At 72.6% G+C, this 11,585-nt stretch carries 9 protein-coding genes; all 9 read right to left on the minus strand.

Annotated features, from left to right (window positions below; translation table 11 throughout):
• Position 1: 1 nt before the first annotated feature.
• The 9 genes from secD to JWP64_RS19625 all read right to left on the minus strand — a co-directional run bounded on the left by secD (position 2) and on the right by JWP64_RS19625 (position 11,518).
• Positions 2–1,741 (minus strand): protein translocase subunit SecD, encoded by a 1,740-nt coding sequence (gene secD / locus JWP64_RS19585; protein ID WP_297499231.1) that lies wholly within the window; start codon positions 1,739–1,741, stop codon positions 2–4.
• A 215-nt stretch (positions 1,742–1,956) separates the two neighbouring features.
• Positions 1,957–2,352 carry a preprotein translocase subunit YajC gene (gene yajC, locus JWP64_RS19590; protein ID WP_297499233.1) on the minus strand — a complete coding sequence of 132 codons (396 nt, stop codon included), beginning with the start codon at positions 2,350–2,352 and terminating at the stop codon, positions 1,957–1,959.
• A gap of 115 nt (positions 2,353–2,467) precedes the next feature.
• A complete protein-coding gene (gene ruvB, locus JWP64_RS19595) occupies positions 2,468–3,508 on the minus strand; it encodes a Holliday junction branch migration DNA helicase RuvB (protein WP_297499235.1) in 1,041 nt (346 codons plus the stop codon).
• Positions 3,509–3,515: 7 nt separating this feature from the next.
• On the minus strand, positions 3,516–4,124 hold the full coding sequence (gene ruvA, locus JWP64_RS19600) for a Holliday junction branch migration protein RuvA (protein WP_297499237.1): 609 nt from the start codon (positions 4,122–4,124) through the stop codon (positions 3,516–3,518).
• A 158-nt stretch (positions 4,125–4,282) separates the two neighbouring features.
• Positions 4,283–4,873 carry a crossover junction endodeoxyribonuclease RuvC gene (gene ruvC, locus JWP64_RS19605; RefSeq protein ID WP_297499356.1) on the minus strand — a complete coding sequence of 197 codons (591 nt, stop codon included), beginning with the start codon at positions 4,871–4,873 and terminating at the stop codon, positions 4,283–4,285.
• Between the two features lie 547 nt (positions 4,874–5,420).
• The gene (polA, locus tag JWP64_RS19610; protein ID WP_297499239.1) at positions 5,421–8,234 is read right to left on the minus strand and encodes a DNA polymerase I; all 2,814 of its coding nucleotides are present in this window, start codon (positions 8,232–8,234) and stop codon (positions 5,421–5,423) included.
• Between the two features lie 132 nt (positions 8,235–8,366).
• Entirely contained in the window at positions 8,367–9,116 is a 750-nt protein-coding gene (locus tag JWP64_RS19615; RefSeq protein WP_297499242.1) for a YebC/PmpR family DNA-binding transcriptional regulator, read from the minus strand.
• A 174-nt stretch (positions 9,117–9,290) separates the two neighbouring features.
• Positions 9,291–9,938 carry a pyridoxal 5'-phosphate synthase glutaminase subunit PdxT gene (pdxT, locus tag JWP64_RS19620; RefSeq protein ID WP_297499358.1) on the minus strand — a complete coding sequence of 216 codons (648 nt, stop codon included), beginning with the start codon at positions 9,936–9,938 and terminating at the stop codon, positions 9,291–9,293.
• 170 nt (positions 9,939–10,108) lie between these two features.
• Positions 10,109–11,518, minus strand: a complete 1,410-nt coding sequence (locus JWP64_RS19625; protein ID WP_297499244.1) for an NAD-dependent malic enzyme — start codon at positions 11,516–11,518, stop codon at positions 10,109–10,111.
• Between the last annotated feature and the right edge of the window lie 67 nt (positions 11,519–11,585).

Consider the following 11,585-nt stretch of genomic DNA (forward strand, 5'->3'; position numbering starts at 1 on the left):
CTCACGCGCCCTTCGTTCCGGCGGCCGCGGCGGCGGCCTTCTTCCGTTGCGCCCCGATCCGCGCGACCTCACCGAGCCCGGACAGCCCCGGGCTGCCGAAGACCCGCGAGTTCGACGCGAGCGCGACCAGCGGGTGCGTCACCAGGAACACGACGACGAGGTCCAGCACGGTCGACATGCCGAGGGTGAACGCGAAGCCCTTCACCTGGCCGACGGCCAGGATGTAGAGCACCGCGGCGGCCAGGAAGCTGACGGCGTCCGCGGACAGGATCGTGCGGCGGGCGCGGACCCAGCCGCGCGGCACGGCCGAGCGGAACGACCGCCCTTCGCGGACCTCGTCCTTCAACCGTTCGAAGAAGATCACGAACGAGTCCGCCGTGATGCCGATGGCGACGATGAACCCGGCGACGCCGGCGAGGTCGAGCGTGAAGCCGATCCAGCGCCCGAGCAGCACCAGCACCGCGTAGACGACGCCACCGGACAGCACCAGCGACAGGATCGTCAGGATGCCGAGCACCCGGTAGTAGAAGAGGCAGTAGACGAACACCAGCGCGAGCCCCAGGACACCGGCGATCAGCCCGGCCTTCAGCGAGGCGAGGCCCAGGGTCGCGGACACCGTCTCGGCCTGCGAGGACTCGAACGACAGCGGCAGCGAGCCGTAGCGCAGGGCGCTCGCGAGGTTCTGCGCCTCCTGCTGCGAGAAGTTGCCGCTGACCGTCGTCTGGCCGTACAGCGCGGCCTGGATCGTCGGGGCGGACACGACCTCGCCGTCGAGCACGAACGCGGACTGCCTGCCGATGTTCGCGGCGGTGAAGTCTCCCCAGATCTTCGAGCCCTCGGACTTGAAGTCCAGGTTGACGACGTAACCGGCACCTTGCGGGTCCGCCGTCGCCGTGGCGCTCGCGATCTGGGTGCCCTCCAGGATGGTCGGGCCGAGGACGTACTTGGCCGTCTTGTCCTGGGTGCAGGCGACGAGCGGCTTTGCCGGGTCGTCGTAGCCCCGCAGGGGATCCGTGGCGTTGCAGTCCAGCAGCTGCAGCGCCTGCTGCTGGATCGCGGGGTCCTCGCTCTGCCGCAGCGCCTTCGCCTCGGCGATCGCCGCGGCCAGCTTCGGGTCCGCGGGCGCCGGGTTGCCGGCGTCGGACGCGGGCGCCGGTGTCGGTGTCGGCTCCGAGGTGGGCGTCGGCTGCTGCAGCGGGGCCGAGTAGGAGACGGGCTCGACGGCCCGGTCGCTCACACCGGCGGGGAGGCCCTGCGGCTGGCCCGCCGGGGCGGGCGCGCTCGCGGGCGCCGCCGGATCTGCGGGAGCCGGGGTGGCCGCGCCCGCCTGGCCCGCGTCGGCGCCGGGAGGCGGCGTGGCCGCGACCGGACCGCCGATGACCGGGCGGAACCGGAGCTGTGCGGTCTGACCGAGCGAACGGGCCTGGTCGCCCTCCGCGCCGGGGACGGTGATCGTGATGTTGCTGCCGTCCAGGACGACCTCGGCACCACTGACGCCGAGCCCGTTGACACGCTGCTCGATGATCTGCTGCGCCTGGACGAGCTGGTCCCGCGGCGGGACCTGGCCGGACTCGGTCCGGGCGGACAGCGTGACCCGCGTGCCGCCCTGCAGGTCGATGCCCAGCTTCGGCGTGGGTTTACGGTCGCCGGTGAGGAACACCAGGGCGTACAGGACGACGACGATGCCGGCGAACGCCGCCAGGTACCGCCAGGGGCTGATCCGCCCCGGGGTCGTTGCCACTCTCTTCTTCACTCCTTTGCGGCACGGCCCCTCGTCACTCCGGGTCGTTGGCCTGGTCCTACTCGCTGGGCGCAGCCAGCCGGGCCCGGCGCCTCCAACCGTGTGCCCGAGGACGCACACGTCAGAGCGCCGGAGTCGGCCCGCTTCAGTGCTGCATGCTGCCGCACGTCCGGCAGGGGGCGTCGAGCGCCCCCGCCATCGGATGGTGCGACGCGTCAGCTGCGGTCGTTCGACCGGCCGTCGGTGCCCGGAGTGTCCGAGCTGTCCGTCGTGGTCGTCGTGTCGGTGGCGTCCGCGCTGGTCACGGTGTCCGAGTCGGCCTCGGCCGGGGTGCTGAAGTCCTCCGGCGTCGGGTCGACCTTCTCGCGTACCGCGGCCCGCAGCCAGGTGGTGACGACGCCGTCGGCGATCTCCAGGTCGATCGTCTCCTCGTAGGAGGCGTCGACGACGGTCGCGCGCAGGCCGGAGGTCGTCACGACGACGTCCCCGGTGTCCAGCGCCGACTGCATCTGCTGGGTCTGGGCCGCGGCGCGCTTCTGCTTGCGGCCCGACAGGAAGATCGGGATGAAGAGGAGGAGGATGAGGACGGGGAAGAGCAGGCTGATGTCCATCGTGTCCGGTTTTCTCCGTTCGTGAAGCTCGTCGAGGTGTCGAGTGTGCCAGTCCGCCCGCGCCCCGGTTCCGGCGCGTCCACCGGTATCGCTGCAGGCCGCGGGCCCGTCGCGATCAGAACAGCGGCGAGACCCCGGGGGTCTCCGGCGGCGGCGTCAGACCGAGGTGCTTCCAGGCCGCCGGCGTCGCGACCCGGCCCCGCGGCGTACGGGCCAGCATCCCGGCCCGTACGAGGTAGGGCTCGCATACCTCTTCGACGGTACCGGGTTCCTCGCCGACTGCCACGGCGAGCGTGGACACACCCACCGGTCCGCCGTGGAAGGACCGCACCAGGGCGCTCAGCACGGCCCGGTCCAGTCGGTCCAGGCCGAGCTCGTCGACGTCGTAGACGGCCAGCGCGTCCCGGGCGACCTGCCGGGTGACGGTCCCGTCGGCGCGTACCTCGGCGAAGTCCCGGACCCGGCGCAGCAGCCGGTTGGCGATGCGGGGCGTGCCCCGCGAGCGGCGGGCGATCTCGGTGCCGCCCTCCGGGTGCAGGTCGACGCCCAGGATGGTGGCCGCGCGCTTGAGCACGAGCTCCAGCTCGTCCGGCTCGTAGAACTCCATGTGCGCGGTGAAACCGAACCGGTCCCGCAGCGGCCCGGTGAGCGCTCCGGACCGCGTCGTGGCGCCGACCAGTGTGAACGGGGCGATGTCCAGCGGGATCGACGTGGCCCCGGGACCCTTCCCGACGACGACGTCGACCCGGAAGTCCTCCATCGCGAGGTAGAGCATCTCCTCGGCGGGCCGGGCGATGCGGTGGATCTCGTCGATGAACAGGACGTCGCCCGGGAGCAGGTTCGAGAGCATCGCGGCGAGGTCCCCGGCCCGTTCCAGCACGGGCCCGGAGGTGAGCCGGATCGAGGCGCCGAGCTCCGCGGCGACGATCATCGAGAGGCTGGTCTTGCCCAGCCCGGGCGGGCCGGAGAGCAGGATGTGGTCCGGCGGGTCCCCGCGGCGCCGGGCGCCCTCGAGGACCAGCTCCAGCTGCTCCCGCACGCGCGGCTGGCCGATGAACTCGGAGAGCCGGCGCGGGCGCAGCGAGTTCTCGACCTCCAGGTCCTCCGGCACGACCTCCGGCGAGACGTCCCGCGAGCCGTCGTCCTCCATCGTCATCGCCACCTCACCGTGAGCGGCCCAGGCTCGACAGCGCGGACCGCAGGAGCTCGGCGGCGGCCGCGTCCGGAGACTGCGCCAGCACCGCGTCGACGGCCTGCTCGGCCGGCCGGGCGGTGAACCCGAGCCCGACGAGCGCCTCGACGACCTGTTCGCGCGTGCCACCGGCACCCGTGGCGGCCGGCGCGGCAGCGGCCCCGACCGGCACCGGCGACGGCGCGGCGACCTTGTCCCGCAGCTCCACCACCAGGCGTTCCGCGCTCTTCTTCCCGACGCCCGGGATGCGCTGCAGGGTCGTGAGGTCCCCGTCCGCGAGGGCCCGCCGCAGAGTGTCCGGCTCCAGGACCGCGATGGTGGCCATGGCGAGCCGCGGGCCGATCCCGCTCACCGTCTGGACCAGCAGGAACAGCTCCCGCTCGTCGGCGTCCGCGAAACCGAACAGGGTCAGCGAGTCCTCGCGCACGATCAGGGTGGTGGCCAGCCGGGACTCGACGCCCCGCCGCAGCCCCGCCAGCGTGCCGGGCGTGGCGTGCACGGCCAGGCCGACCCCGCCGACCTCCACCACCGCGTGGTCCAGCCCGATCTCGAGAACGGGACCCCGCACCGACGCGATCAACTCTTCTACCCCCGCCTGTCGCTACGAACAGTAGTTCGAGGCCGGAGGCTACCGGGCGGGTCCGACAGTCCCGCAGCCGCCACGCCGCCCGAGGAGGGGCCTGAACGACTCCACGCGCAGTAGGGCCGAGTCGCTCAGCGCCCTCCCCTGGGTGCGGGTCAGCCGCGGGCCCGCGCGGCCTCGGCGAGCCGTTCCTTCTGCGCCGCCGCGAGCCGCGCCTTGTGCGCCTTGGCGAACTCCGCCGCCCGCGCCTCCGCCTCGGCCATCCGGCTGATCATGGGCGCCCGCCAGCAGTGGCAGATCGCGAGCGCGAGCGCGTCCGCGGCGTCCGCGGGCCGCGGGGCCTCGGCGAGCCGCAGCAGGCGGGTGACCATGGCGGTGACCTGGTGCTTGTCCGCGCGACCCTCCCCGGTGACGGCGGCCTTGACCTCGCTCGGGGTGTGGAACGCGACGGGCAGCCCCGCCCGGGCGGCGACGAGCGCCACCACCCCGCTCGCCTGGGCCGTGCCCATCACAGTGCGGACGTTGTGCTGGCTGAAGACCCGCTCGATCGCGACGACGTCCGGGCGGTGCCGGGCGATCCAGCGATCCACCTCGTCCGCCACCCCGAGCAGCCGCTGGTCGATCGACAGCTCGGTCCCGGTCCTGGCCACGCCGACGTCGACGCAGGTCACGGCGCGTCCGACGCCGCCGTCGACGACGCCCAGACCGCAGCGCGTGAGCCCCGGGTCGACTCCGAGCACCCGCACCAGCATCTCCCCCGTCGCTCGCCGGCCGTCCTCGCCGACCGTCACCGGAACGCTACCGCCCGGCTCCCCCGCATCCGCGTCGTGGCGCGCCGCCCACCGCGAACGGGCGCCTGCTCGGCGTCGACGCGGACGGCCCGTTCGCGGGGCCGGGTAACTCTCGCGGAGGATCGGAGGAGTGCAGATCGAGATCGTCGCACTCGTGGCCTCGCCGGGCCACGCGTTCGAGGGCCGCCCCGCGGACGGCCCGCGCCCCGATCCCGAGGACCCGCGGCGGGAGCGGATCGAGGTGCGCGCCGGGCTCGGCGTCGTCGGGGACCGGTACTACGGCCACGCCGACCCTGGACACCGGCGACGGCCCGGTCCGGTTCCGCGCCCACCGGCCCGCGAACCCGTGCCGGTGGATGGACGTCGTCCTCGCGCCGGGTGCGTTCAAGGCCCTCCGGGGGCGCGGCGGGGTGCGGTGCGAACCGCTCTCGGACGGCCGGCTCCGCACGGGCCCGGCGGAGCTGACCGTCGTCCGGGCGCAGGCCACCCGGGAACCCACCGATCAGTGCGCGGCGTCGTCCCAGCTGCGGCCGTAGCCCACGGACACCTCGAGCGGCACGGACATCTCGTGGGCGGCACCCATCTCCCGCCGCACCAGCGTCTCCACGGCCTCCTGCTCGCCGTCGGCCACCTCGAGCACCAGCTCGTCGTGCACCTGCAGCAGGATCCGGCTCCGCAGGCCCTCGGCGGCCAGCGCCCGGTGCACGTTCAGCATCGCGACCTTGATGATGTCCGCCGCGCTGCCCTGGATCGGGGCGTTGAGCGCCATCCGCTCGGCCATCTCGCGTCGCTGCCGGTTGTCGCTGGTGAGGTCCGGCAGGTAGCGGCGGCGGCCGAGCATCGTCTCGGTGTAGCCCTCCTTGCGGGCCACCTCGACGATCGAACGGAGGTAGTCCCGCACGCCGCCGAACGTCTCGAAGTAGTCGTCCATGAGGCCCTTGGCCTCCTCGGTCGAGATGCGCAGCTGCCCGGACAAGCCGAACGCCGAGAGGCCGTAGGCCAGGCCGTAGTTCATCGCCTTGATCTTGGCGCGCTGTTCCGGCGTGACGTCCGCGGCGTCGACGCCGAAGACCCTCGACGCCGTCTCCGAGTGGAAGTCCCGCTTCGAGTTGAACGCCTCGATCAGGGCGGCGTCCTCGGAGAGGTGGGCCATGATCCGCATCTCGATCTGGCTGTAGTCCGCGGTCATGAGCTGCCCGTAGCCCTCGCCGACCACGAACGTCTCCCGGATCCGGCGGCCCGCGGCCGTGCGGATCGGGACGTTCTGCAGGTTCGGGTCCGTGCTGGAGAGCCGGCCCGTCGCCGCGATCGTCTGGCTGTAGGTCGTGTGGATCCGGCCGTCCGGCGCGATCGACTTCAGCAACCCGTCGACCGTGACCTTGAGCCGGGTGGCGTCCCGGTGCTGCAGCAGATGCTGCAGGAACGGGTGCTCGGTCTGCTCGAAGAGGCTCTGCAGCGAGTCCGCGTCCGTGGTGTAGCCGGTCTTGGTGCGCTTGGTCTTCGGCATGTTCAGCTCGTCGAACAGCACGACCTGCAGCTGCTTGGGCGAGCCGAGGTTGATCTCCTTGCCGATCACCGAGTAGGCGTCCTGGGCGGCCTGCCTCACCTGCGAGGCGAACTCGACCTCCTGGGACTCCAGCAGGTCCCGGTCCACGGCGATGCCCGCGGTCTCCAGGTCCGCCAGCACGAACGCGAGCGGCAGCTCCAGCCCGGCGAGCAGCTCGGTGCCGTGCCGCTCCGCCAGCTCCGTGTCCAGCGCGTCCGCCAGCTCGGCCACCGCCGAGGCCGCCACCATCTGCTCCTCGGCGAACTGGGCGTCCGCCTCCTCCTCGCCCCCGAGCAGGGACAGCTGACCGTCGGCGGTCTCGCCCTCCTGCCGCAGCTCCCGGCGCAGGTAGCGCAACGCCAGGTCCGCGAGGTCGAAGCTGCGCTGCCCCGGCCGGGCCAGGTAGGCGGCGAGCGCGGTGTCGCTGGTGAGCCCGGCGAGCGACCAGCCGCGGGCCCGAAGTGCGTGCAGGGACGCCTTGACGTCGTGCACCGCCTTCGGGACCGACGCGTCCGCGAGCCACTCCCCCAGTGCCGCCTCGTCGTCCGGCAGCAGGTTCTCCAGCGCGACGTAACCGGCCTGCGGCACGCCGGCCTGGGCGCCGCCGGCGCGGGCCTCCAGGCTCGGCTCGCCCGTGGCGAGGCCGATGCCGCTGATGTCCCGCTCGGTGATCCCGCCGGTCAGCCCGGAGAACGACAGTCCGACCCGGCGGCCGTCCCGCGCGTTCTCGTCCAGCCAGGCCCGCAGGTCGCCGGCCGCGATCGCACCGCCCTGCACCGAGAAGCCCTCGTCCGCCTCGGGCTCGGCGCTCTGCAGTGTCGCGAACAGGCGCTCGCGCAGGACCCGGAACTCCAGCTCGTCGAACAGGCGGTGCACGGCGTCCCGGTCCCAGGGCCGGACCTCGAGCTCCTCCGGCACGGAGTGCAGCGGCACGTCCCGCACCAGCTCGGTGAGCTGGCGGTTGAGCAGCACGTTCGCCAGGTTCGCGCGCAGCGCGTCCCCCGCCTTGCCCTTGACCTCGTCCACCCGATCCGTGAGCTCCGCGAGCGAGCCGAACTCGCGCACCCACTTCGCGGCGGTCTTCTCCCCGACACCGGGGATGCTCGGAAGGTTGTCGCTGGGGTCCCCGCGCAGGGCCGCGAAGTCCGGGTACTGCGCGGGCGTGAGCCCGTACCGCGCGTCGACCTCCGCCGGGTCGATCCGGCCCAGGTCCGACACCCCGCGCTTCGGGTAGAGCACCGTCACGTCGTCCGTGACCAGCTGGAACGCGTCCCGGTCCCCGGTGGTGATGAGAGTGTGGAAGCCGCTCGCCTCCGCCTGCGTGGCGAGGGTGGCGATCACGTCGTCCGCCTCGTAGTTCTCCACCGCGAAGAACGGGATGGCCAGCGCCGTGAGGACCTCCTTGATGAGGTCCACCTGGCCGCGGAAGTCCTCCGGCGTCGTCGTCCGGTTCGCCTTGTACTCGGTGTAGCGCTCCGAGCGGAAGGTCTTGCGGGAGACGTCGAACGCCACGGCGAGGTGCGTGGGCTGCTCGTCCCGGAGCAGGTTGATGAGCATCGACGTGAAGCCGTAGACGGCGTTCGTGGTCTGCCCCGTGCCCGTGCGGAAGTTCTCCACGGGCAGCGCGAAGAACGCCCGGTAGGCGAGCGAGTGCCCGTCGAGCAGCAGCAGGCGCTTGCCGGGCGGCGGGGCGGCGGGCTTCGCGGCCGCCTTGGCGGGCGTCTTCTTCGCTGGCGCCTTGGTGGCTGGGGTCTTCGTGGCGGGGCTCATCAGGGGCGAGTCTAGAACCGACCCCCGACAGTTCCGGTCGGGCGACCCCTTCACCCCACCCCGGATCGCACGAACGGCACTTCCGCTCACCAGGTATGAGAGAAAGTGCCGTTCGTGAAGATCTGCGGAGGGTCAGCCGACCTCGGCCATGACCTCGTCGGACACGTCGAAGTTCGAGTAGACGTTCTGGACCTCGTCGCTGTCCTCGAGCGCGTCGATCAGCTTGAAGACCTTCTTGGCGCCCTCGGCGTCCAGCTCGATCTGCATCGAGGGCAGGAAGGTCGGGTCCGCGGAGTCGTAGTCGATCCCGGCCTCCTGCAGCGCGGTGCGCACGGCGACCAGGTCCGTGGCCTCGGCGACGACCTCGAAGCTCTCGCCCAGGTCGTTGACCTCCTCGGCACCGGCGTCGAGCACCGCGAGCAGCACGTCGTCCTCGGTCAGCCCGGCCTTCGGCAGTACGACGACGCCCTTGCGGGTGAACAGGTACGCGACGGACCCGGGGTCCGCCATCGCACCGCCGTTGCGGGTCATCGCCGTGCGGACCTCGGTGGCCGCGCGGTTGCGGTTGTCCGTGAGGCACTCGATGAGCATCGCGACGCCGTTGGGGCCGTAGCCCTCGTACGTGATCGTCTCGTAGTTGGCGCCGCCGCCGTCCGCACCGGAGCCGCGCTTGACGGCGCGGTCGATGTAGTCGTTCGGCACCGAGCTCTTCTTCGCCTTCTGGATGGCGTCGTAGAGCGTCGGGTTGCCGTCGGGGTCACCACCGCCGGTCCTGGCCGCGACCTCGATGTTCTTGATGAGCTTCGCGAACATCTTGCCGCGCCGGGCGTCGATGACGGCCTTCTTGTGCTTCGTCGTCGCCCATTTGGAGTGGCCACTCATCGGCTGCCCCGTCCCTCCTGCTGGTCAGTACCGCCCGGCCGGCGACGTCGGTGTCCCACGGCGGGCACGCAGGCGCCCGCGCGGGAGTCGCGCGGCGGCCTGCCAGATCTCGTCCATGCTACCGACGGCGGCGCCGGTGCGGCCCCCGCCCCGCATCCCGCACCCGGGCCCTCATCAGGCCCGACGATGTCGGACGGCCGCGCGGACGATCTCGGCGAACAGCGCGTGCACCCGGCCGTCCCCGGTCAGCTCCGGGTGGAAGGCCGTCGCCAGCACGTTTCCCTGCCGCACCGCCACCGCGCGGCCCGCCGCGGCGCCCGGGTCCTGGCCCTCGCTCCCGACGGACGGGACGGAGGCGAGCACCTCGACGTCCGCGCCGGCCTTCTCCACCCACGGCGCCCGGATGAACACGGCGCGCACGGGGCCGCCCTCGACCCCGACGACGTCCAGGTCCGACTCGAACGAGTCCACCTGGCGGCCGAAGGCGTTGCGCCGCACGACGACGTCCAGGCCGCCGAGCTGCTTCTGGTCCGGCCGGCCGTCGAGCACCTCGGAGGCCAGCAGGATCATCCCGGCGCACGATCCGTAGGCCGGCATCCCGCCGGCGATCCGGGCCCGCAGCGGTTCGAGCAGGTCGAAGACGCCGAGCAGCCGGCTCATCGTGGTCGACTCCCCGCCCGGGATCACCAGCCCGTCGACGGACTCGATCTCCGACGCGCGGCGCACGGGGACCGCCCGCATGCCGGACGCCCGGAGGGCGGCGAGGTGCTCACGGACGTCGCCCTGGAGGGCGAGGACACCGACGGTCGGGCCGGACTCGATCACGGCTTCCAGGATAGTCCGTGACGGCGTTCACCCAGGTGGCGCACACGGCTCATGAGGGGCACCGACCTCCGATCCCCGCGAGTCGGCACTTCCGGTCGTCCGGGTGTGCGATGCCGGGCGGCCGGCACGTGAGATTCGGACGCCCAGAAACGCCGACTCGCGGGTCGTCAGAGCCCGGCGACGACCTCGCCGGCCGCGGCGGCCTCCTGCGCGGCCTGCCGTACGGCCTCGGCGACGGCGGGGGCGACGCTGGAGTCGAAGACGCTCGGGACGATGAAGGACGGGTTCGGCTCCGCCACGACGTTCGCGATCGCGGCGGAGGCCGCGAGCAGCATCCGGTCCGTGATGTCGTGCGCGCCGGAGTCCAGCAGACCGCGGAAGATGCCGGGGAACGCGAGGACGTTGTTGATCTGGTTCGGGTAGTCCGAGCGGCCCGTCGCGACCACCGCGGCGTGGTGCTGCGCGATCGACGGGTCGATCTCCGGGTCCGGGTTGGCCAGGGCGAAGATGATCGCGTCGTCGTTCATCGTCGCGGCCTCCGCGGCCCCGAACAGGTTCGGCGCCGACACCCCGATGAACACGTCCGCGCCGACGAGCGCGTCCGCGAGGCTGCCCCGCTTGCCGGAGATGTTGGTGTGCGAGGCGATCGAGGTGAGGTTGTCGTCCAGGCCGGGGCGGCCCTCGTGCACGATCCCGTCGAGGTCGACGGCGAGCACGTCGCCCGGCTTCTCCGACTGCAGCAGCCGGATGATCGCCGACCCTGCCGCGCCGACGCCGCAGACCACGATCGTGCTGTCCGCGAAGTCCTTGCCGACCACGCGCAGCGCGTTGCGCAGCGCGCCGAGGACGACGACGGCGGTGCCGTGCTGGTCGTCGTGGAAGACCGGGATGTCCAGCAGGTCCCGCAGCCGGCGCTCGATCTCGAAGCAGCGCGGCGCGGCGATGTCCTCCAGGTTGATGCCGCCGTAGGCCGGGGCGATCACCTGGACCGTGCGGATGATCTCCTCCGTGTCCTGGGTGTCCAGGGCGACCGGCCAGGCGTCCACGTTGGCGAAGCGCTTGAACAGCGCCGCCTTGCCCTCCATGACCGGCATCGACGCGGCCGCGCCCAGGTTGCCCAGGCCGAGCACCGCGGACCCGTCGGTGACGACGGCGACCGTGTTGCGCTTGATCGTCAGGCGCCGCGCGTCCGCCGGGTTGGCCGCGATCGCCTGGCAGACCCGGGCGACGCCGGGGGTGTAGGCGCGGGACAGGTCGTCCCGGTTGCGGAGGCTGACCTTCGACTGGATCTCGATCTTGCCGCCGAGGTGGACCAGGAAGGTGCGGTCGGAGACCTTGCGGACGGTGACCCCGTCGAGCGCGCCGAGCGCGGCGGTGATCTCCGTGGCGTGATCCTCGTTCAGGGCGTTGCAGCTGATGTCGACGACGATCGAGTCGGTGTGGGACTCGACGACGTCGAAAGCGGTGACGACGCCGCCGACGCGGCCGACCGCGACCGCGAGATCCCCCGCGGCGCTGGCGGAGGAGGGCGCCTGAACGCGCACGATGATGGCGTAACCGGGACCGGGAATGGGCACGGCGGACGACCCTACTCGCGGTCCGTCACCCGCCTGCATCACACGGGAGACTTGTGTACGAGCCCCA

The organism is Pseudonocardia sp. (assembly GCF_025465255.1).
Lineage (GTDB): Bacteria > Actinomycetota > Actinomycetes > Mycobacteriales > Pseudonocardiaceae > Pseudonocardia.